The sequence below is a fragment of the Spirosoma humi genome (assembly GCF_054776575.1).
This window is the reverse complement of the sequence record NZ_BAAHBR010000015.1, coordinates 1,178,747-1,202,222: the sequence shown is the minus strand read 5'-3', so window position 1 is coordinate 1,202,222 and position 23,476 is coordinate 1,178,747. Positions and strand designations below refer to the sequence as shown.

Annotated in this window: 16 protein-coding genes; 8 read left to right on the top strand and 8 right to left on the bottom strand. The window is 51.3% G+C overall.

Annotation, left to right across the window (positions count from 1 at the left end; genetic code table 11):
- Positions 1-2: 2 nt before the first annotated feature.
- The 4 genes from ACYU8Y_RS21320 to ACYU8Y_RS21305 all read right to left on the bottom strand — a co-directional run bounded on the left by ACYU8Y_RS21320 (position 3) and on the right by ACYU8Y_RS21305 (position 6,491).
- Positions 3-2,171, bottom strand: a complete 2,169-nt coding sequence (locus ACYU8Y_RS21320; RefSeq protein ID WP_460940123.1) for a plastocyanin/azurin family copper-binding protein — start codon at positions 2,169-2,171, stop codon at positions 3-5.
- 27 nt (positions 2,172-2,198) lie between these two features.
- Entirely contained in the window at positions 2,199-4,109 is a 1,911-nt protein-coding gene (locus ACYU8Y_RS21315) for a 3-keto-disaccharide hydrolase (RefSeq protein ID WP_460940122.1), read from the bottom strand.
- A gap of 245 nt (positions 4,110-4,354) precedes the next feature.
- A complete protein-coding gene (locus tag ACYU8Y_RS21310) occupies positions 4,355-5,938 on the bottom strand; it encodes a glycoside hydrolase (protein ID WP_460940121.1) in 1,584 nt (527 codons plus the stop codon).
- A 157-nt stretch (positions 5,939-6,095) separates the two neighbouring features.
- Entirely contained in the window at positions 6,096-6,491 is a 396-nt protein-coding gene (locus ACYU8Y_RS21305) for a hypothetical protein (RefSeq protein ID WP_460940120.1), read from the bottom strand.
- Between the two features lie 311 nt (positions 6,492-6,802).
- Here ACYU8Y_RS21305 and ACYU8Y_RS21300 point away from each other — a divergent pair, with 311 nt between their 5' ends.
- The 4 genes from ACYU8Y_RS21300 to ACYU8Y_RS21285 all read left to right on the top strand — a co-directional run bounded on the left by ACYU8Y_RS21300 (position 6,803) and on the right by ACYU8Y_RS21285 (position 13,409).
- Positions 6,803-7,807 carry an NAD(P)/FAD-dependent oxidoreductase gene (locus tag ACYU8Y_RS21300; protein WP_460940119.1) on the top strand — a complete coding sequence of 335 codons (1,005 nt, stop codon included), beginning with the start codon at positions 6,803-6,805 and terminating at the stop codon, positions 7,805-7,807.
- A gap of 1 nt (position 7,808) precedes the next feature.
- Positions 7,809-8,132, top strand: a complete 324-nt coding sequence (locus ACYU8Y_RS21295) for a 2Fe-2S iron-sulfur cluster-binding protein (protein ID WP_460940118.1) — start codon at positions 7,809-7,811, stop codon at positions 8,130-8,132.
- Between the two features lie 170 nt (positions 8,133-8,302).
- Entirely contained in the window at positions 8,303-10,429 is a 2,127-nt protein-coding gene (locus ACYU8Y_RS21290; RefSeq protein ID WP_460940117.1) for a S9 family peptidase, read from the top strand.
- A gap of 91 nt (positions 10,430-10,520) precedes the next feature.
- A complete protein-coding gene (locus tag ACYU8Y_RS21285; protein ID WP_460940116.1) occupies positions 10,521-13,409 on the top strand; it encodes a M14 family zinc carboxypeptidase in 2,889 nt (962 codons plus the stop codon).
- A 272-nt stretch (positions 13,410-13,681) separates the two neighbouring features.
- Here ACYU8Y_RS21285 and ACYU8Y_RS21280 read toward each other — a convergent pair whose 3' ends face one another.
- From ACYU8Y_RS21280 to ACYU8Y_RS21265, 4 genes are all read right to left on the bottom strand, one after another.
- Positions 13,682-14,611: a nucleoside hydrolase gene (locus ACYU8Y_RS21280; protein WP_460940115.1), complete on the bottom strand. Its 930-nt coding sequence runs from the start codon at positions 14,609-14,611 to the stop codon at positions 13,682-13,684.
- 60 nt (positions 14,612-14,671) lie between these two features.
- Positions 14,672-16,576, bottom strand: coding sequence for a CocE/NonD family hydrolase (locus tag ACYU8Y_RS21275; RefSeq protein ID WP_460940114.1), 1,905 nt, complete (start codon positions 16,574-16,576; stop codon positions 14,672-14,674).
- A gap of 75 nt (positions 16,577-16,651) precedes the next feature.
- Positions 16,652-17,791, bottom strand: coding sequence for an amidohydrolase (locus ACYU8Y_RS21270; RefSeq protein ID WP_460940113.1), 1,140 nt, complete (start codon positions 17,789-17,791; stop codon positions 16,652-16,654).
- A gap of 86 nt (positions 17,792-17,877) precedes the next feature.
- A complete protein-coding gene (locus tag ACYU8Y_RS21265; RefSeq protein ID WP_460940112.1) occupies positions 17,878-19,425 on the bottom strand; it encodes a S10 family peptidase in 1,548 nt (515 codons plus the stop codon).
- Positions 19,426-19,656: 231 nt separating this feature from the next.
- Here ACYU8Y_RS21265 and ACYU8Y_RS21260 point away from each other — a divergent pair, with 231 nt between their 5' ends.
- The 4 genes from ACYU8Y_RS21260 (at position 19,657) to ACYU8Y_RS21245 (ending at position 23,464) form a co-directional block, all read left to right on the top strand.
- Positions 19,657-20,931, top strand: a complete 1,275-nt coding sequence (locus tag ACYU8Y_RS21260; RefSeq protein WP_460940111.1) for a M20/M25/M40 family metallo-hydrolase — start codon at positions 19,657-19,659, stop codon at positions 20,929-20,931.
- A 91-nt stretch (positions 20,932-21,022) separates the two neighbouring features.
- Entirely contained in the window at positions 21,023-21,808 is a 786-nt protein-coding gene (locus ACYU8Y_RS21255) for an NIPSNAP family protein (RefSeq protein WP_460940110.1), read from the top strand.
- A gap of 188 nt (positions 21,809-21,996) precedes the next feature.
- Complete coding sequence (locus tag ACYU8Y_RS21250; protein WP_460940109.1) at positions 21,997-22,374, top strand: hypothetical protein; 378 nt, start codon at positions 21,997-21,999, stop codon at positions 22,372-22,374.
- A gap of 178 nt (positions 22,375-22,552) precedes the next feature.
- Entirely contained in the window at positions 22,553-23,464 is a 912-nt protein-coding gene (locus ACYU8Y_RS21245; RefSeq protein WP_460940108.1) for an alpha/beta fold hydrolase, read from the top strand.
- Positions 23,465-23,476 lie beyond the last annotated feature (12 nt).

Here is a 23,476-nt window from a genome sequence, read left to right as displayed (position 1 = left end):
AATTACTTTACTACTTTCATTGTGCCCTGCATGACGTAAAAATGTCCGGGTACCGAGCACTCGTACATGTAATCGCCGGGCTTTTCGGGAGCGATAAAATAAATGGATTCGTTGGTGTTTGGCTGGAGCAGATTGGTATGGTGTAAAACCTTGTCTGTCTGCGGAATGTAATTCTTTTCCTGTCCTTCCAGGCCGAGCTTCATGGCCAGTTCGCCTACCTGAATGGCCGAACCAGGAGCGACTACCACGAAGTTGTGAAGCATGTCATCCTCGTTGTTGAACACCACCCGTACTTTGCTGCCCGCTTTCACCTGAAACTGTTCGGGCGCAAACTTCAGGCCCGGTTTTGTGCCCATGTTAATGGTGTAATCAGGCTCGGTCCAGGATGAAGGCATTTCGGTTATCCGTTTAGCCATTGTACTGCCCGTGGCTTTGGAAGCTGTAGCTGGTTTTGCCGCCGTTACTTTCTTTGTCGTTCCTCGGGGGCTTACGGGGGGGGACGTCGCCGTAGATGCCGTCATCATGGCTGCGTGGTCATGGGCGGGTGTCGAAGTGGCAATGCTCAGCTTTTCACCATCGGGAATAGTATTGAGTGTGTAATAGCCAACGTTGTGCAGCAATGCACGACCCGCTTTCGACCGAATACCGGGCGTTGTGATTTCGTGAATATAGCCCAGACGCAGACTATCGACCACCAACCGGGCTTTCAGGCCATCTTTCGACACAACGATACCCCGAATTGGGCAGCCAGCCCGATTGATGACCGGGCTTCCATACGTGGCGTGGTATTTGTAATTGAAGCCCGTGACTTTGTAAGACGCCGGGTCAGCCGCTAGTTCCGCATCGACCGGCTCGGTGAATTCAATTTCGAAACCATCCGGCATCGCGTGGATAGTTTTCATCTCGAAGGGCATCTTCCCCGTCCAGACCACCCGCTGCAGGCTGAATAGCTCTTTCCCCGTCGATGACCAGCCCCGACTGGTCATCCCCACAAACATGGACGCATCGTGACCCCAGACCAGGCGTAGCACGCCCGACGAGAAACCTTCCCGGAAGGGGAACACAACTCCCTGGTAGACTCCTTTTACCTTCTCGAAATCGACCCGCGAGAGAATACTTTGCCCCTGGTCGCCAATAAACAACTGGTTCTCGAACGGACCGAATTTTCCTTTCGTGTTATCTGTCAGTAGACCGGATGTCGAAATACCCAGAATACCGTGGGGCAACCAGACCGCGGGCGCTTTCAGCGCCGTAAATTTTTTGGATACATCGTACAGGGGTTCACCCGTGTTCGGTACATCCTGCGGCTTGATTTTTAACGGTGAACCCGGCATATCCGTCCACCGCAGACTTTCGGCATTGCCCAGGAAATCTCCTTTTTCAACCTGCGAAATACGGCCTGAACCAACCCAGTCGCCCTGGTTTTCGGTGTAGAAATAATCACCGGCCGCGTTCATGCCGTAACCGGCCGGGGAACGCATCCCGGCCGCAAACGGAGTCATTTTTCCGTCCGGAGTAATTTCCAGCGTCCAGCCCCGCCAGGGAACCAGACTAACGCCATGGCCCAGGCTGTTGCTCCAGCCCACGTTCAGCGTTACGAGCATGTTGCCGTTCGGCAGAAACGTCGGACCGTATGAATACTCGTGGTAATTGCCCGACAACGGCCAGGAATAAATTTTGTCGTAGGAGTCGGCCCGACCGTCGCCGTCGGCATCGTGCAGGCGGGTGAGCTCACTGCGCTGGGTAACATAGATATCCCCGTCTTTATAGGCCAGTCCCAGCGGCTCGTGCAAGCCATAGGCAAACCGTTTGTACGTGGGCCGAATCGACCCGCTGACGTAGGGGTTCGATACAATCCAGACTTCGCCCCGGCGGGTACAAACGGCCAGGTTACCATCCGGCAAGGTAACCATACCACCGACCTCCAGAATAATATCTTCGGGAACGGGTAGCGAAATCAGTTTATAAAAATCGTCTTCTTTTTCGGGATCGGCTTCCACTTTAGCCAGGCCTTTCGGGGCGGGCGCTGGTTGTTTGCTGCTGGAACTGACGGGTAAGCCGGTTTTAGACTGAATTTGCGCCTGAGCCGACAAATGGCTGACGCAGGCAAGGCCTGACGCCAACAGGGCAGTTCGGGCTAAACGTTGTATGGTCTGATGATTAATATTCATGAGTAAGTTCGGTCAGAAAGTTGAGCGTTACCAGATAATGGAGTAAGTCACTGTAGCCGCGGCATTGGCTGGCTTGATAGGCAGCAGCATTTCTTTTGTTTTCTGCGCTGTCGTACGGATAACGGGCTTCTGTTTAGCGGGTAGCTCAATAAAATACTGCTTGTCATTAATGGCATACAGTCCATTCGGTAATTCCGTAATGTCATTCCCTTCGGCAACCCGGCACCAGATTTCGCCCAGAGTGGATGCTCCCGGAGTGGACGCTCCGGCAGAAGGCGTTACCGAAAACGAGTGGGAGAGTTTATGCCCCTCTTCTTCAGCGGCAAATGACTCCCGAACCTGTGCTGCACCCAGGGTGTATTTGAAAATGGGTCGCCCTTTGGCATCGACATCATAGCCCATGTTCATATAGGTTGCATTGGAGTCGGGCCAGGCTGCGTTCTGGTCCGCGAGGTACGTCAGCGAGGGTTTGCCCGACAGCTCAATAACACTCCCCAAAGGAACCGATAACTGGGTTTCGCCCCGTCCGTACCACATCGGTGTCGTTTCCAGAAAGTCGCCCCGCCAGATCTGCAGAAATTCGCCTTTCTGCAGATCGACGCTGTAGTTTACCTGACCTGGTTCGCCGACGGAAATGGTGTGCGTATGTTTCTGACCGTGGTGATTGACAAAGCCACGCTGCATAACCGGCTCATCGTTAGCCAGCAGGGAAATTTCTCCAACGGGTTCTTCGACCCGGATTACCTGATTCAGGGTGGTGTATTGAACGCCGGGGCCTTCGACGCCCAGAACAATATCGTTTCGACGGGCATACCACAGACCGAAGTTTTTGTAATAAGCCAGCACAACCGGATGGTCGCCTGCTTCCAGCGCCACCATCGCCGAAGCCGTGCCGCCATTTTTGCCGCTGATGCTTAAGACGGGCTTGTTATCGATCATCAACTCACCCGCGCCGTTTGGATTTGCGGGGTTGGTTTCAGCCGGAATCCAGTTCAGGTTGAGGTTCAGCGAATACTGGCCTGAGCGGGGAATGTGTAATGTTCCGGTAATTTTACCGCCAAACTTATCCCGGCTGCCGGGGGCCGAATGCGCCAGCATGTCGATGGCCATTTCCCGTTTGGGCGTGAGCGAACTAAAATCATTTACCGACGCGAACTTGCCTTCGTAGGCACTCAATTTCATGTTGGTGAGCGTTACTGGCTCAATTCCGTAGGACTTATATCGGATGTTGCGAATGGCTACCGGGCCATGATCGCCCTGGATCATGAGTGAGCCAGTAGGTTTTTCGTCCTGAAAAGCGGCCGCGCGCGTTGGCCCTAGTACTTCGACGTTTTCCTGAACCGTTACACCATTAAGGATTACCTTCATAAACCGGGCATTGGCGGTCTTTTCGCCTTTTTCCGTAAAGCGGGGGGCTCTGAACACAAGGCTCAGATGCTGCCACAGACCCGGCGCTTTGGTCACATTCTGAGCGGGTGGGTGCCCTTCGTACCCTTTTCGGCCTTCGGGGCGGCTGTCGTCCCAGCGTTCATAAATCGCTCCGCAATCGCTCGCTTTGGGTATTTTGGCACCCCAGCTATCGAATAATTGAACTTCATAACGGCTTTGGAGGTAGATACCGGAATTCGATCCTTTCTCCAGCATAAAATCGAGTTCCAGTTCCAGGTCGCCGTGGTCCATCTTCGTGAAAAGATGGTCCTTGTTTTTTCCAGAGGGATCATTGACTAGAATACCCGTCCCCGATTTCGTTGTTCCTTTACCTGGTTTAGTCAGGTCGTAAAAAACATCGCCCACGATCTTCCAATTAGTACCGGCAGGTTTAAAATCGTTGAGGTTTTGAAGATTGATTGTTGCGTAAGGTATTTGGTTTGGTTGTGCCGACACCCCAAGGGTGCCCAGCAACAGGCAAAAAAGAGAACAACAGACGTTGCGTCGCATAATTGAATAGAAACAAATGATAAGCAGGAATGAGGGTACGCAACTGAGTCAATACGACCACTCAAGGGAGCGTATGGCATGGGCCAAAAACAGATCAAAAATAGTTGAATCTATTCATTATATATGATAACAATTGCCGGACAATTTGACAAACCGCTCGTTGGCAACGGCCTTACTGGGATTTTTCCCGGATGTTGCCGATGCCAACTCAGGTTAACTACTTTCGTTGCTGAGCCTGCCGGTAACTACTCATACGTCCCCACCAGCGTCACTATTGATTTTGGCTCCACCTGAATCTGGTTAGCCGAGACAATGGATTTTGCCAGTGATTTAGCCTCCGTTGTGGTGTAACTCGCGAAGCGGTTGTGCTTGATCGACACACCGCTGATGGGTAGCATTACGGCATTGGGTGTCATGTTGATGCAGACGAGTACCAGTTGTTTGCGAATGGGGTCTTTATAGGCCGACACCATGCATTGGCTGGCTTCGGCTACCGGATTGCCGACGGCACCAAGGCGAACGCCAATCCGTTTCATCCCCGGTCGGACAAAACGGGCATAGTTTCCAAACGCCCATAACTGTTTGGAGTCCAGAACCTGGCCATCCTGCCGGGCGTTGTCAGGCCGCTGATAGGTACCGTCGGATGCGTTAATGTAGACGAGTCCATCGCTGTAATTGTATGGATTAATCGCCAGCCACCACTGCCATGAGGTTACATTGGCCACCGTCAGGTCGTTGTGAATGACTTTGGCCACGTATAAGCCGTAGTTTATGTCGGTATGGCGTGGGCTCCCGTTGTACTTCCCGCAGATATCACCCAACACCCCAAACTCACTTTGCCATAACAGGGGGTTACCAACCGCTCTGGCCTGTTGGGCGGCCCGCCGACGAATCGCCACTAATGTTGAATCGGCACAGGTTGTGAAATAACTGTGGTAGGCCCAGATCGGCGCAACATTGGGCAGCTTGGGCAGGGGAGATTGGGTGGTGAAAAAGTAGTCGAGTTGATTGCCTCGTCCGCTCTCTGCTTTTTCGTAGAGGTAATTCAATTGGCCCGCTTCACCTGTAACGACCATCGTTTTGGCTTTACTGGTCAGCAGCTTCGTCGACAAAGCGCTCGCTACGTCAGCTATGTCTTTGTTTTCGGCGGGCGAACCTTCCTGATTGGCTTTTCCGTTTTTGCCGGCGGTCCAGTCCCATTGAGGTTCGTTGATGGGGCTTAGGTAATCCAGGTGAAAATGATTGGCAACTGTCGTTAAAAAATCGGCGGAAGGCGTCAGGGCATTGGGCTTGAGGTTGAAGGCTTTTCCGCCTGCCGAAAACGCTTTGCCATTGCGCGTCATCTGCACGGGTGGCGAGTTGGTGAAACCCAACGCGTAGCGAACACCCCGACGGCGGGCAGCCGCTAAAAACCACTGACTTCCGGCCTGTTTGCTCCAGTCGTAGCGTCCGTCGGGCGTCAGAAAACACGCTTCACGTCGCCACTCATCCGTAATTAAGCTGCTGTCTTTCTGCTCATAGCTGCCAGCACCGATGTTCATTCGCCACAGCGAGAGGCCTATTCCTTTAGGTCGGCCATCCGACAATGTATCCAGGCTGAAGAGAAGATCAGCTATCTGATTCTTCTTGGTTTCGTTTTGCCAGGTGCCAATAAACTTCGCTGACCAGCAATCGGACGCGCCAAAGCTGTGAATTGTCTGAAATTCCTCTTTTAGGTTGAGTGTAAGGGCTAATGGAGCGTGATGGGGGGATTCGGTATTGACGGTTTTACTGCCCAGGCTGATAAAGACCAGCGGGCTGAGTAAAACAGCTTTGTAGACCAGTTTCATGACGGACAAGGGGAGACAGGACCTGACTAGGTGCCAGATACTGAAGCGGCCTCGTTTCTAAATCTACCTGTTTGCCGACGAAAGGAGTTGCAGGTACTGTAGCCAGAAAACGGCTATATGGGAGTAAATGAAGACGGTTGCCTTTGGTTACTCCGGACTAGGCAGGCAATGACGTAGTCAGTAGGAGTTTTGTCTGCGCCTGCTGGTTTAGTTTATTGATAATGCGGGTATGCTCCGCCAGCTTTTTATAATTTTCGGTTGGTAACGACTTGTTTGGGCAACTTACTGACTCCATATCGATTACCAGCCTTTCCATTTGCTTTTGCATCGTCACCAGCAGCGTTATAAGTACATCGACAGGACATTGTCCAACGAAGGAACGAGTTGCGGCTGCACTTACCGTTTGCTCCGGCTTATTCGGGCTGATACAGGCCAGCAACTTGTTGTAGTTTTCGTGTAAACGAGCGGTCGCTTCAGCCCATTCCGTCAGAATAGTGAAGGACGTGTTGATCGTTTGTAATTGATTGGCTGTCTTTTTCGGCAGAGCAGTCATAGCGTGCGTTCTGGTAAAGGATTGACTATAAGATAGGGGTCTTGTTAAACAAAAATCCTGCGCTATACCTGCTCAGGTAAAAATCAAACCAATGTTAAGGAGGTGTTTGGGGCTGTTCCAAGGGCCCATTTTGCTCATTTATCGTGCGTATAAATCAAGGCATCGCCTATTCCATTTGTTAATAGATCATCAAAACTAATGATGGTCCCCATCGGCGGGTATGTACCTACTTTTGTAGAGTAGACGGTCAGGGTTGAGTTAAGTAACAAAAAGATATTGATGAGTAGATAAATTCGACTCGTTCACTAGACATGATAACAACTGATATTTGTATTATTGGCGCTGGCCCGGTGGGCTTGTTTGCTGTTTTCGAGGCTGGTTTATTGAAAATGCGCTGCCACCTGATTGATGCGTTGCCCCAGGTGGGTGGGCAACTCTCGGAAATTTATCCACAGAAACCAATTTATGATATCCCTGGCTATCCGGCCATCAATGCACAGACGCTGGTCGACAATCTGATGGAGCAGATTGCGCCCTTCAATCCGGGATTCACCCTGGGCGAACGCGTTGAATTGCTTGACCGTCAGGATGACGGCTCGTACCTGATTACGACCAGCGACGGGACTACCGTACATTGTCAGGTGGTGGTTATTGCGGGTGGACTGGGTAGCTTCGAACCCCGCAAACCCGACATTTTGAACCTGGAACACTTTGAAGGAAAGGGGGTTAGTTACATGGTTAAAAATCCGGAGCAGTTACGCAACCGGCGGGTAGTGCTGGCTGGCGGGGGTGACTCCGCCCTCGACTGGACCATTTTTCTGGCTGAGATAGCTCAGGAAGTGACGCTTGTTCACCGTAGCGACAGTTTTCGGGGAGCACCCGACTCGGCCGAGAAAGTGGTGGAGCTGGCCAGGCAGGGGCGCGTTAACCTCGTTCTTCAATCGAACATCACCAGCATCAATGGAACTGGCCATTTGCAGGAGGTTACCATTACGGCGAAAGACAAATCCACTACAACCCTGCAAGCCGATAACCTGATTCCTCTATTCGGATTAACGCCTAAACTCGGGCCCATTGCCGACTGGGGGCTGAACATCGACAAATCGGCCATTAGCGTCAATACGACCGATTACTCCACAAACGTCGAGCGCATCTACGCCATTGGCGATATCAATACGTATCCGGGAAAACTAAAGCTGATTTTGTGTGGCTTTCACGAGGCTGCGCTGATGTGCCAGAGTGCCTTTCACCACGTTCACCCGAATCAAAAACTGAGTTTCAAATACACGACCGTCAACGGTATTCCTACTTTTTAATATGATTACATTCACCGTCGAAGACCGCAATGGCGAACAGAAACCGGTAGAGGTGCCCGAAGGAATTAGTCTGAACCTGATGGAAGTACTGAAAGCGTCGGACTACAACATCCTGGCGACCTGTGGTGGCATGGCCCTCTGTGCGACCTGCCATGTTCAGGTACTGAACGGATTCGATAACTTACCATCCGCACAGGATCTCGAACTGGACATGCTCGACACCCTGCCAGACGCTGATTCGGATAGCCGACTCGCCTGCCAGATTCGGGTAGATGAAGCTCTCGAAGGGGCAATCTTTAAACTAAAAAGTGAGGAGCCTACCTAGGGGTACTGGTTTGTGGAAGATATTACAATCAATATGTTTCTGTTAATGGTATTATTGGGCTGATTGTTAGAATTTTATTTGGTCTATTCATTAGAATAGGAAATAAAAAAGCTTATTTGGGTTTGTTTTATAAGCTACTCAAATAAGCTTTTTATTTTAGACATCAACCCATGAAGAAGTTTACGTTGCTGAGCCTGGTCGTGGGGCTCTGGTTGTACCAATCCGTTCAGGCTCAAACCTTCTCGCTGGAAGCGGTAAAGAGTTATCCTTTTCCAAATGAACTGACCAGCTCGGCCAAGGGATCGCGTATTGCGTGGGCATTTAATGAGCAGGGTAAACGGAATGTGTACGTTGCCGAAGGACCGGATTTTACCCCCCGAAAGCTGACTAATTACACGGAAGATGATGGACAGGAAATTACCAGTTTGTCCATTTCAGATGACGGGAAGTGGGTCGTCTATGTGCGGGGTGGCGATCATGGAGCCAACTGGGATGATGAACTGCCCGTCAACACTCTGTCGACGCCGGTGCCACCCAAAGTTCAGATCTGGAGCATTCCGTTCGCGGGTGGCGAAGCCAAAGCCATTGCGGAGGGCGATGCGCCCGCTATTTCGCCCAAAAGCGACCGGGTTGCCTTCATCAAAGGTGGCCGGGTTTGGGCGGCTCCGCTGGATGCTTCCTCCGCAGCCAAAGTTCTGTTTACCGTTCGGGGGACGAATAGCTCTATTCAATGGGCACCCGATGGGTCGAAACTGGCGTTTGTGTGTGATCGGAAAGACCATGCCTTTGTGGGCGTTTTCACCAACGAAACGACACCCATCGCGTGGATAGCGCCGTCGTTCGCGCAGGATGAGTCACCACGCTGGTCTCCCGATGGCAAACGGCTTGTTTTTGTACGAACCCCCGGTTCGGGCGGGGCTCCCGATTCACTGCTGGCCCGCAAACATCGTCCGTGGTCGATCTGGACCGCCGATGTAACGTCGGGCAACGCATCCCAGATTTGGCAGGCTCCCAAAACGCTGGCGGGTTCGGTACCGTCCACGCATGGAGGCTTTAACCTGCACTGGACCGCCAATGAGCGGATTGTTTTTTTGTCGTACCAGGATGGCTGGCCCCACCTGTATTCCATGCCCTCGTCGGGTGGCTCTCCTTTATTATTAACATCCGGGCCGTTTATGGCTGAACACATTACCATGAGCCACGACCGAAAATGGCTATTGTTCAGCGGCAATACGGGTCCTGATAAACTGGATATTGATCGTCGGCATGCCGTTCGCGTACCGGTCGACAAAGCGGCTATGGAAGTGCTTACCCCAGGAGCGGGCCTGGAATGGACACCCGTTGTAACGGGGGATGGGGCCACCATCGCCATGATCAGTGCCACGGCCCAACGCCCACCACTGCCAACCGTGATGGCCTTTACCAAAGGAACACCTAAAGTGTTAGCCCAAAATCTGGTACCGGCAAATTTCCCGACCAGTCAGTTGGTGCTACCTAAGCAAGTTACCTTCAAGTCACCGGATGGCATGACCGTTCATGGTCAGCTCTTTGAACCAGCGGGCGGGAAAAAAACAACCGAACGCAGTCCGGCGCTTATCTATGTGCATGGTGGCCCTCCTCGTCAAATGCTTTTGGGCTGGAATTATTCTGACTATTACGCCAACTCCTACGCCCTCAACCAGTACCTGGCCAGTCAGGGGTTCGTGGTTTTGTCGGTCAATTACCGGCTGGGTATTGGGTACGGCTATGATTTCCATCAGCCCGCGAATGGAGGGGCAACCGGTGCATCGGAATACCAGGACGTGCGGGCAGCTGCCGTATGGCTGGCGGAACAGCCACAGGTCGATGCCACCAAAATTGGTATTTACGGTGGTTCGTATGGCGGTTACCTGACGGCGCTGGCGCTTGCCCGTGATTCCAAACTTTTTGCGGCTGGTGTGGATATTCATGGCGTCCATGACTGGAGCCAGCAACGGTACGGTGTTAGCTCGACGGATCGGTTTGAGAAAATTCCGGATGCCGACAAAGCGGCTAAAGTCGTCTGGGAATCGTCGCCGGTCTCGTCCGTTAGTAGCTGGACATCGCCCGTGCTCATCATTCATGGCGACGATGACCGCAATGTACGCTTCAATCAAAGTACGGATCTGGTCCGGCGTCTCGACAAGCAGGGCGTTCCCATGGAGACGCTGGTGATCGTGGACGATACGCACCACTGGATGAAACACACTAACGCCTTGAAAATGAGTGCCGCTACGGCTGAGTATTTCAAACGCAAGCTGATGAAGCCCAAGCAGTAAGTACGGTTTTTGGTGCGGTCGGGTTTAAGAACCCGACTTCACCGTATAAACCTCAAGCCACAAAATACGCTCTTTCTTAACCATTAACTTTATGCACCTCTTTACTACTAAACGACTGAGTTCCATGCTACTGGCCGGGCTGGCGCTCGGTAGCCTGACCATCCAGGCACAGCAAACCGGGCCGATGAAGATTGACGAAACGTACAATCAGAAGATTAAGGAATACACGACAGATTCCCGGTTTCTGCCCGCGTCGGTGCTCAATCTTCCGGACGATGCCAGGATTCCATCACCGCTCAAGCATTTTGGGCAAATCGTCGGGACGCCGGGTGTCATTCATCGGACCCCCGAGATTTATGGATACTACAAAAAGCTGGCGCAAACGTCGCCCAACATTACGATTCAGCAGGTAAGCACGACTGAAGAGGGTAGGCCGGTTCAGTTGGTGGCCATTGGGAGCGAGGAGGCTATGAAACGGCTCGATCATTACAAGAAGCAACTCGCTCTCCTGGCCGATCCGCGCAAAATGAATGGCCAGAATCTCGATAAAATTCTGGGCGATACCAAACTGGTTTATTACCTGAATGGTGGGCTGCACTCGCCGGAAATGGGCTCTCCCGAAATGTTGATGGAACTAGCTTATCGGCTGATTACCAGCCAGGAAGCGGAAATTAAAACGATTCGGGATAACATCATTGTCCTGATCAATCCGGTGTCTGAGCCGGATGGGTGGGACAAGCAGGTAGACTGGTACTATCGCTTTACGAAATCCCGGAAAGACTTTGATGACGGCTTCCCCAAATCGCCACCCTATTGGGGGAAATACACGTATCATGACAACAACCGGGATGGTTTGCAGATTTCTCAGGCGCTGACAAAAGCGCTTTACAACGTATTTTACGACTGGCATCCTACCGCCAGCCTCGATCTGCACGAATCGGTACCGCTGCTGTATATATCGACCGGAACCGGCCCATACAACGAAACCATTGATCCAATAACCATTGGCGAATGGCAGATTATGGCCCATCATGACATTACGACGCTGGCGTCGCAGGGCATTCCGGGCGTGTTTACCTGGGCATTCTACGATGGCTGGTACCCGGGTTATGCCCTCTGGATTTCCAACAACCACAACGCCGTCGGCCGCTTCTACGAAACCTTCGGCAATGCTGGCGCGAACACGTACCTGCGCGATCTGTCGGAGCAAAAGTATGCGGGTGATCCGGCCACGACCAAAGAATGGTACCGTCCCGTTCCGCCTACCGAAAAGGTGTACTGGTCGTATCGAAACGGGATCAACTACATGCAGGCGGGTGTGCTGGCGTCGCTGTCGTACGGGGCAACGAACAGCCGCTTAATGCTGAAAAACTTCTACCAGAAAGGGCTTAATAACATCAAAAAAGGTATGGAAGAAACGCCACGTGCCTTTGTGATTCCCAAAAATCAGCGCGACCCCGCCATGGCCGATTACCTGGTCAACCAGTTACGGGCGCAGGCTATTGAGGTGCACAAGGCGGAATCGGGCAAGAATCAGGGCGATTATGTCGTGCTGCTGAATCAACCGTACCGGAATCTGGCCGTTTCGCTGTTAACCAAACAGAACTACCCAAAGGAAGCCAAGTTTCCACCCTACGACGACATTGCCTGGACGATGAGTTATCTGTACGGAGTCGATGTGAAAGCCGAAGACAGCGTCAAGTACGTTTCCAGCGAACTCAAGTTAGTGAATGAGCCTGTCAAATACGCTGGCTCCGTTGGTGGCGATGGAACCAACTATGTCCTCAATTACAAAGCCCAAACCAACGTCCTGCCTGCGCTACTCTGGCTCAAAGGGCAGAACAAGCAGGCCAAAGCGGTAGTGCTGGATACAAAATCGACGATTAGTGGGATGAACGATACGCTGTCGGCGGGGAGCGTCGTGTTTAAAGGGCTAACAACCGAACAGTCGAAGAAACTTGCTTCGCAGTTCAGCCTCGATTTACAGGCTACCAAAGCAGAGCCAACGGGTTTGGGAACGTCGTTGCGACAGCACGAGGTGAGCCTGCCCCGCGTGGCCATTTACCACAGCTGGTACAACACGCAGGATGAAGGCTGGGCGCGATTCACGTTCGAACAACGCGGCATTCCCTATACATCGATCAACAAAGACCATCTGAAAGCCGGCGAGTTGCGGAAGAAGTTCGACGTTATCCTTATTCCCCGTATGCGTGGCTCGTCGACCAATTTTATTCATGAAATCGACAAGAAGTTCGGGCCGCTTCCGTATACCAAAACGTCGGAGTTCCAATCACACGGCTTTCCGGATGCAACAACGGATATGACGGGAGGACCGGGTTTCGAAGGTGTCGAGAAACTGAAGCAGTTTGTGGAACAGGGCGGTGTGCTGGTCACCCTGGACAACTCATCGCTGATGGTTGCCGAGATGGGTATTGCCCGTGATCTGGACGAAGTTAGTGCGCCAACGTTGTTTCACCCCGGCTCCATCGTAACGGTCAAAAACCGGAAACCAGAAAGCCCGGTTATGTACGGTTTTCCGGAAACCTTTCCCATCTTTCGGGGTATTGCTCCGTTGCTGCAAACGAAGAAATACAATCGTGATATGATGCTGATGCAGTATGGCACCAAACCGCTGAAGGATGAAGAGGAATATAAGGGCCTGATCATGGGGATGCCCGACAAAAAACTTGCTAAAGAAACGGCCAAAGCGACCTCTAAGAAAGAAGATCCTTATGTGCTGTCGGGTATGGTGCGCAATGAGCAGGCAATCATTGGGCACGGCGGTATTTTCAACGTACCCGTTGGTGCCGGTCGTGTCATTGCGTTCACGTTCGATCCGCTACACCGGTATCTGAATCATCATGATGCGCCCCTGCTGTGGAACGTGCTGATCAACTGGAACCATCTGGAAACACCTGCCAGTCCGGCTACGGCAGAAACCGCCGTTCAGTCATCCACAAAGTCGGGCGGTGGAAAGTAGGAAAACAACAAAATAAGTGAGACAGACGTCTGTCTCACTTATTTTGTTAAAGTGGTGTCAGTTTCATAAAACTGACGAGCGCGGTTTCTCAAAACCGCGTTAACCAGATTAATCGGTAGGTTTTAAGAAACCTACCAAGTCAGTTTTAAGAAGCTGACACCACTCTATGGACGCCGATAACATAAATTACGAACATAAGTAAGTAGAAAAAGAAAGAGTCAGTGATATCATTAGCTGTCCAACCGACTCTTTCTTTTTCCAAATTTGACAGATCAGCGTTTAAACTGGGCTAGCAGGTAGTCATAAAAATAATTCACGTTCACATCGGTCGCGATAGTCAGTTCGTAGCCCGCTTCGTCAAGGTAGGTTTGCCCGGCATTGGGTGGTCGGGTACTGACGTTCGCTTTTATCCGTTCGGTAGTAAAGTGCTCAGGCATGGCCAAATAACTGGTTGCCAGAATATCCCACATGAAATACGTGTACTGATAACTCGGAATGGTGTCGATGGTCAGCGCCCAGAGCTGGCCCGTAAGGTTGGATAGTCTGTACTCTATCTGCGTGGCTAGCGTAGACAAAAAGTCTTTGGTGACCGGCACGTGATTCGTAACATCCAGTGGAATGAGGGTCAACGGTAATTCATACGAAACCAGCTTTTGCGAACTGATCGGGTCCCAGAAAACATTCCATTCGGCGGAGCCATCGTGCTGATAGGTCTGTACATTTCCAGGAACACGAAACGCCCCGGCCATCCAGACGATGTCCGCGATTTTATCTTTTAACTCGGGGGCTCGTTCCAGGGCCATAACCAGATTGGAACACGGTCCCGTCATCAGAATGCTAACCTTTTCAGTAGTCTTCGTCAACGTCTCCATGATCAGCTCGGGTGCACTCAGATACGAGTACGGGTCGGGCGATTTGGGCAGGTTGATTAGCAGTGGTAAGGCATTGATAATTTCGGGCCGCGCCCGCCATTCGCCCGGAAAGGCGTTAATGCCGTAGTAATCACCTCGTCCCAATGGGATATGTTCCTGCTTCATCAGCTGGAGCAGCTTGTACGTCGATTCTAGAGCGGGTTCAATGTAACAATCGGCGGGCGTAACCGTGACGCCGATCAGCTCAACGTCGGGCATGGTCAGAACAAGCAGTTGTGATAACAGATCATCAATGGCCCCATCGTGATCCATTAAGAGAAGTTTGGGCATTACAGAAAGCAGATTTTAAGCTTGTTAACGACTTATGTTTAGTTGCGGCAGCCATACCCCTTACGGAGCCAGTACGCCCACTTTCAGGAAGCTAACGCCCGGCTTGCCGTGGTAGACCCGATGAGTGGCTTTCTTGTAATCAGACTCTTTGGCGCTAAAGACGGGGACGAATGTTTGCGGATTCAGGTCACTCCAGGGAAAACAGGAACTCTGTACCTGCACCATAAGCCGATGCCCTTTTTTGAACGTATGCAGCACATCCTGCAACTCGACCGCAACCGGAGTTGGCCGATTGGGGCTGAACGGTTCCGGTTTGCTGATGTTGTTCCGGTAGCGTCCCCGGATAATTTCGCTCCGTACTAACTGCTGATAATCGCCGTAGACAACATCTGGTTTCTTTGGATTCTGAGGAGCATTAGGCGGATACACGTCAATGACTTTAACGACCCAGTCGGCATCGGTGCCGGTGGTTGACACGGTAAGCTGCGCCAAAATTGGTCCGGCCAACGTCATGTCTTCGGTAAGCGTATCGGTTTGAAACGTCAGTACATCTGGGCGAGCCGAGGCAAACCGCTGATCCTCCACCATGTAATCGGATGAGAAGCCATCGTTGATTTTGCTGGAAAACGGCACGGGATGCGCTGGGTCAGACGGAAATTCGGAGAAGGCGGCACCGGTTGCTGACGAGGTAAAACTAAGTTTGCCGTTGCCTGCCAAATAAAGTTGTTTCTGAACAATACCTTTTGGTGGGTAAGTGTCGAAGGACCGCCAGCGATTTGTCCCGGTTTCAAACAGCGTAGCTTCGGGGAGTGCCAGCGGAGTCGCGGTCTGACCGTTCGATTCATTGAAGAGGTAATGTTTAAAGAATTTAGCTTCGATATTTTCCTGATAGTAGGGCGATACTTTCGAGCCAAAATCCAGGTCGGCGAGCGTCTGCCCCGACGGGCCCGCCCAGCCGCCATGTACCCAGGGACCTACCACGAAAATGTTCTGGATGCCGGGATTCTGTTTTTCAATAGCCTTGTAGGTATTGAACGTACCAAACAAATCCTGCTCATCGTACCATCCGCCCACGACCATCACGGCTTGCTTGATGCCCTTGAGGTGCGGTAGAATGTTGCGTTTTTTCCAGTGTTCGTCGTAATCCGGGTGCTCGAAATTCTCGTGATAATACTTGTTTCGCCCTTTGTAGTACGCGCTTTCCGAATTGGCGGTTGGCCCCATGTTCAGGTAAAAATGATACCCGTCGGGATCGTTGATATCGAAGAGAGCGGGTGGATTTTGTTTGGTTGGCTGTTTGTGCTCCTGAAAAAACGTATAGAACCCAAAGTTAGCGGCAATCATAAAGGCTCCGTTGTGGAACGCATCATCGCGCCAGAGGTCGGCCATCGGGGCTTGTGGGGAAGATGCTTTCAGCGCCGGATGCCCGGAAACGGCTCCCGCTGATGTAAAAAAGCCGGGATAGCTAATGCCCCATTGACCCACGTTGCCATTGTTGTTAGGGATGTTTTTCAGTAGCCAGTCGATAGTGTCGTAGGTGTCGGAAGCCTCGTCATGATCAGCGTTTCCTTTTTTTACATCTACGTGAGGAGTCATCTCCACAAATGTGCCTTCGGAAGCCCAGCGCCCCCGAACATCCTGATACACAACGATGTAATTGTCGCGAAGCATGAACGCATTGGGGCCTACCCGCCGACGAATGCGATCGACTCCGTAAGGCTGACAACTGTAGGGCGTCCGTTGCATAATGATCGGATGTTTAGCCGTCTGATCCTTCGGGGCATATACCTGCGTAAACAGTTTCGTGCCATCGCGCATGGGCACCATAAACTCAGATTTCTGGTAGTTCTCCCGCACATAAACGGAATCCTGGGCAGGCGTAAACGGGTATGGATTGGCCGACGACGTCGTTTGGGCAACGACAGCTACAGGCATCAGTAACAGGAGTGTGACGAGTGTTTTCAAAAGGATAGTTGATAGAGTTAGTGTCAATGCAAAATAAAACCTAATGGCGCTGGTTGATTGTTAATTACATTCAGCTCAGAAGTGGGCCATCTCGATCAGCTCAAAAAATAGCCGGGCGGCTGGCTCGATCAGGTTATCGTTGAAATCGTAGTCGTCGTTGTGCAGGGCTGGCGAATCTTCACCATTGCCGATGCCAAACATAGCGCCGGGAAAATGCTGGGTAAACAACCCGAAATCTTCACCCCATTTGAACGGTTCCTGTTTCTCAACAAACGCATAGTCCAGCTTCAACGCGCTCCGCCTGATCTGGTCAAAAGCTTCTGTATCGTTTTCGTTGGCAAAAAAGGATTCGGTATAGCTCGTTTTTATCGAAAGGCCACTGGCAGTTGACAACTCAGAAAGCAGCGCCTGCAACTGAGTCGTGAGGGCTTCCATCCGATTGGCATTCCGGGTCCTTAACGTCAGATGTACTTCGCCATAACCCGCCGATATGCCGTACGATTTTTCGCCCATCGTCGTGTAAGCCGGCGTTACGAGCGCAAAGCTATCGGACCCAGGGTCTGTGTTTTGTAAGGGTCTGGTTCTGAGTAAGAAATCTGCCATTGTGTAGGCTGGATTCAGGCCCTTTTCTGGTTCGGCCGAATGCGATACCTTTCCTTCGAAGGTGGTGATCAGGGTGAGTACGGATGACGTGAACGAGCCCGGTTTGCACACGATGACCCCTGTTTTGTAGCCGGGTAAATTGTGCAGAGCAAAGTTTCGATCGGGGTGAATACCAGCAAAGGCGGGGTCGTTCATAACGGCCTCGGCCCCTTTCCCGTTTTCTTCTGCGGGCTGAAATAGTAAATACACCCGGCCTTTGGCTATGGGTTTCTGGTCCAGCAGCGATGCCAGCCGGGCCAGAATTGCCGCATGACCATCGTGTCCGCACTTGTGTGAAACGCCATCGATTCTCGATCGATGGGCAAATGTATTTGTCTCCTGTATTGGTAACGCATCGATATCCGCCCGGATCAACGTGACGGGTCCTTCGTCGTTTTGGCCATACTGTAGCAACAAGCCGGTATTGGCCACCTCAATCATACGGGTTGGTGCAAACTGACTGACGAAGGATTTTATCCGTCTCTGCGTATCAAACTCCTGACTCGACACTTCGGGGAATTGGTGAAGCTCCTGCCTGAATTGAACAAAAATGTCTGGTGCATCGACAGTCATAGAATAGCTTATTTGGATGAATATTAAGTGCAGTAGTGCAAAGACACGAAGAAAACGGTTGGGCCGTTGCAGAACAAATAAGCTTGTTACCGGCTTCCCGAATACCTGGCGGGTGCACTATTTTGAGGAATGCTTTTCTGAATGAACTTCCTCAGGTGTTCGTTGCTGGTAGCGAGGTCTTCTTTGCGCAGATACATCATGTGGCCGCTCCGGTAGCCAATCCACTCCATTCGGTTGTTCAGTTTGCCGCTGGCGTCCATCTGCCACATATTATATTTGGCATTAAAATAATCGCAGGCTCCGTCGTAATAGCCCGATTGCACCAATACGTGCAGATACGGATTCTGAGCCATTGCCTGACGCAGGTTTTCGCCCGTGTGGTTGTTGGTATTGTCCCAGGGGAACGTGGGGCCGAACATGTAATATTTCAGATCGGTTTTGTAGTTCAACTCTTCGCGCATAAACATGTTGATGGCGGGTGTAAAGGAGTGCAGCCAGGAGGTTAGCTCCGCATTGTAGTCGGGACCGATACCGGCATCTTTGCTGTCCATACCCAGGTACCGGGAGTCAAGTCGGCCCACTGTCTGGCTCTTGCTTCGGAGCAATTCTTTCCAGAAAAAGTTAGCGGGTACATCCAGATTCTGCTGCATCACGGCCGTTTCGGATAAGCCCGAATACCGGGCCACTTTAGTCGCTATCTCCTTCCGTTTCTGATCGCTCAATGAACCGCCGAGGGCCAGCGCAGGCAGGTATTCCGAAATCGTGAACGCTTCTACTTCGGGCAAAATATCCGTTAAGTCTTTCTTCTGCAAATCGGCCGGTAACGCTTTATGATACCAGGCCGTTGCCGCAAAGTAAGGGAGTTTAAGGGCTCCTTTTGCCGGGCCATCCCGTTCGATACCTAAGTCCGTAGGCGATACCAGAATGACACCATTTAGGTACATCCAGTGGGCATTCTGAAGTTCCAGCGCCAGGCCTGATACGCGGGTCGTGCCGTAACTCTCGCCAATCAGATACTTAGGTGACGCCCAGCGATTATACCGACTGACGAAGGTGTTGAGCCAGTCGGCCAGGTATTTGATGTCGGCGTTGACGCCGAAGAATAGTTTGCCTGCGGGAACATCTTTGTTGGCGGGGCGCGAAAAGCCCGTGTTGACCGGATCAACGTAGACAATATCGGCTACGTCCAGAATCGAGTTGGGGTTGTCTTTAATGCCATAAGGCTGGGTCGGGTAACCTTCATCATCGATTTTCAGGATGCGCGGGCCGGTATAGCCAATCATCATCCAGACGGAAGCCGTACCAGGCCCGCCATTGAACGAAATGACCAGCGGACGGGTGGTGCGGTCGGCTACGTCGGAACGTTCGAAGTAGGTGAAAAATACCCCGGCAATGGGCTTGCCTTCCTCATCCCAAACGGGGATGGTTCCGACGGTCGCTTTATAGGGAACCCGCTGGCCTTTGATCGTGACCTGCCCATTGGTCACAACCTGCGAATCCAGGTTCAGGGTGCGGGAGGCTGCACCGGCCTTGTCTTCTTTAGGGGCTTGTTTTTCAGTGCTGGCTGGCTTTTGAGCAACTGAGTTGGTAAATGTGTAGCAACAGATGAATAGGATCAGGAAAACCTGTTTCATGACTAGTGACGTGACTGACGTAGTAAGTGGTGGTTGGGCCGGGTGCCATTTTCGGCCCAAGATAAGCAGAATAGCTGCGTAAATCGTGCATTTCGATAAGACGTATTTCTATAAAATGGCCAGTGTAGGTGTACTGACTTCCTATAAAGATTTCTTATATAATGCTATTTTGTTGTACGTTTAGGGTTTATTATTCCGTTGTTCAGGCCGTTTGCCAAATTAAGTATTTTTATGAAGCCTATATTCTTAAGTCTCTTGCTGCTTACTTCGGGCGCCTACGCCCAGTCATTGTCCAAACCTGAAGCGAGCGTTATTGCCACCGTCAGAAAGCAGATGCCGGAAACCGAAGCCTTTCTCGAAAAGGTCGTCAATATCAATAGTGGCTCGCTCAATAAGGAAGGCGTACGGACGGTTGGCAAGTTGATGTCGGATGAGCTCGATAAACTGGGCTTTAAAACGGAGTGGATCACGCTGCCCGATTCCCTTAACCGAGCCGGGCACCTGGTGGCCACCCGACAGGGAAAGAAAGGGAAAAAGCTGTTTCTAATCGGTCATCTGGACACTGTCTTTGAAAAGAGCCTGCCAATGGAGCCCTTTACACGGGTTAATGATTCGACGGCGTCGGGGCAGGGCGTTAACGACATTAAAGGGGGCGACGTGCTGGTTATTGCCGCGCTGAAAGCCCTGAATGCGCAAAAACTGCTCGACGACACATCGATTACGGTTTATTTTACCGGCGATGAAGAAAGTGGGGGCGGAGCGGCCAGCCGGATCGATTTTGTAGAACGGGCCAAAAAATGTGACATCGCTCTGGCCTTCGAAACGGCGCAGGGGTTGCACAGCGTTACCACCGGTCGGCGGGGTGCCAGTAGCTGGACACTCAACGTAAAAGCCCGAACGGGGCACTCATCCCGGATTTTCAGCGATTTGGGTTACGGGGCTATTTATGAAGCCGTTCGTATTCTGAATGAGTTTCGGCGCACGCTGGGCCAGGAACAATACCTGACTTTCAATCCCGGTTTGATTGTAGGTGGCTCGGAGGTACATTATGATGACAAGACGGCCAAAGCAGAAACCATCGGCAAAACGAATATTGTGGCCGGAACGGCGCTGGTAAAAGGCGACCTGCGGTTTCTGACCGAAGTCCAGAAGGAAAGTGCCCGAACCCGTATGCGCGAAATCGTCGATAAATCCTTGCCCCTTACCAAGGCAACGATCTCATTTGCCGATGGCATTCCGGGCATGGAACCATCCGCGGCTAACGATGAACTTCGTAAACAACTGGATAAATTGAGTCGCGATATGGGCATAGGCCCCGTTCAGGCGGGTGACCCGGGGTCGCGCGGGGCGGGTGATGTATCGTTTGTGGCGCAGTACATGCCCTGTCTGGATGGGTTGGGCGCATCGGGCAAAGGGGCGCACAGCATTGAAGAAACCATGAATACGAAAGAATACCCCTTGCTGATTCAGCGTACGGCTTTGTTTATCTATCGGCTCACGAGGTAGGTTAATTTTTAAGTCAATTTCGAAAATTTAAGTTTAGCATTGTGAGTTTTCCAGGCTTTGGTGCTTTTGCTTTAAATACAACTATTTAAGTATGTTCAGTAATCATAAAGCAACAAGCACTCGTTTCATTGGCCTTTGGTTGGCACTCATCTTCAGCCTGAATCAGGGGTTTGGTTTCGCCCCCAAACGGGAATTTTACCAGGTCAAAATCTACCACCTCAAAGACAGCAACCAGAAAGATCGGCTGGAAACGTATCTGAAGCAGGCTTATCTGCCCGCGCTGCATCGGGCAGGAGTTGGTAAAATTGGCGTCTTTACGCCAGCGGATGCCGACTCACTGGTGTATCTGTTGATTCCGTTCAAATCGGTAGATCAGTTCATGGGACTTCCCGAAACACTGGCGAAGGACAAACAATACGCGTCGGCCGGACAAGACTATCTGGAAGCGGCATTTGACAAGCCGGTTTATAAAGGGTTCGAGTCGATTCTGATGGAGTCATTTGCCGGTATGCCTACTATGGTTCTGCCGAAGTTAAACGCGCCAGCCTCCGAGCGCATTTATGAACTTCGCCGGTACGAAGCCGCCACCGAAAAATTGCATGAGAACAAGATCAGCCAGTTCAACAATGGTGAGCTGGATATTTTCAAGCGGTTGGGGTTCAACACCGTGCTCTGTGGTCAGGTGAAAGTGGGAGGCAAACAGCCAAGCATGATGTATATGACCTCGTTCGAAAACAAAACCGAGCGTGATGCTCATTGGAAAGCATTTGGTGCCGACCCCGCCTGGAAAACCTTGAATGCACTTCCGGAATATGCGCATAACTTTCTGAGGGCCGATATTTATCTCTTGCATCCAACCGCCTACTCGGAAATTTAACGTGACGCATCCGTCAGAACAGAACGTCGATTGGACCGGCTTACGTGAATGTTGGGGAGAATTGTATGGGCGGTAACGCGTCGCTGAGTGGTCAACGAAGAATGCAATTTCCGGGCATAATGGCCTCTGTGAAGAAACGACCGTAAGTGAGAATTTTCCTAACAATTCACGTTTAACCCTCCAGTGCCATGAAAAAAGTAAGTGCCTTTTTCTTCTTTTTGCTACTGATTATTGCCGGAAACAGTATTGCTCAGGCGCCCGTTCCAGCCGATTTCTTTGCCGGTAAGTGGGATATCGTGGTGGCAGGAACACCCAATGGCGATACACAATTGGTGGCTAACCTGGTTCGAAAAGACGGTAAATTAACGGGCGAAATAACTACGCCTGCCGATACCACCAAGGGAGCCATACCAATCACCAAGATTGACGAAGGGACAGATAAACTGGCACTGTATTTTACGGCTCAGGGCTACGATGTTAACCTTGATCTAACCAAAGTGGATGACGATAATCTCAAGGGCAGCCTGATGAATATGTTTGATGCCAAGGCAAAGCGGCTGAAATAGTAGTCAGAATGTAACACGTTTATCAAAATGAGGACGGCAATGAACGCTGTCCTCATTTTGCGTTTTACCCGTCGATATAACTTTCTGAAACAAAAGATGAACGAAAGGGAGAAACCCGCGCGGATTCCGCTAAAGTGCTTATTTTTACCCACGTACCCGTTTTTCTTATCCCTCTTTCATGAATAAACGATTACTCTGGCTTCTTCCCGTTCTTCTAATTGCTGCCGTCTACCTGTATCCTACACCTACGAAAGACGCGCTCGATTTATACACGGGTACGGACAAAACACCTATCAACGGGCTGGCGGCTTTTCGGAAACTACCGACACAGTCTATCGAAACGCAGGGATACAACTGGACGTATATAGCCCTGGGAAAAGGCCCTCAAACCATTTTGTTTCTGCACGGGATGACGGGAGGCTATGACTTCTGGTGGCAACAGATGAACGCCTTTAGCGTTTCGTATAGAGTAATCAGTGTCACCTATCCGCCCGTCGATAATCTGGCTGACCTGGGCAAAGGCATCATGGCCATTCTCGACAAAGAAAAGGTCGATTCGACGATTGTTGTTGGCAGTTCGCTGGGTGGCTACCTGACCCAGTATTTACTGGCAACGTATCCTGAGCGGGTAACCAAAGCCGTTTTAGGCAATACGTTTCCGAAAAATGATATCTATGAAGAGCAGAACCAAAGCCGGATTTCGCTAGCTACCTGGCTGCCCGAGTGGGTGGTGATGAACGCGCTCCGTCAAAACCTGACCAAGGTGGTGATACCCACCTCCGAGAATAATCCGCTGGTGGGAGCGCAACTGCTTGAGAATACCTACGGACGCATGTCGAAAGCGCAGTTTCTGGCTCGGTATCACTGCGTAATTGATCAATTCCAGCCAATTGACGGGAAACAATTGACAGTCCCGCTGTTGATTCTGGAGTCCGATAATGATCCACTGATACTCCCTGAACTGCGCACGAAGCTGAAACAATACTACACAACAGCGCAGGTGCACACGTTCCATCGGAAAGGCCATTTTCCGTACCTGAACGATCCCGAAGAGTACAATACTGTGTTGCGGGCGTTCCTATCGAAGTAAGTGCACAGAAAA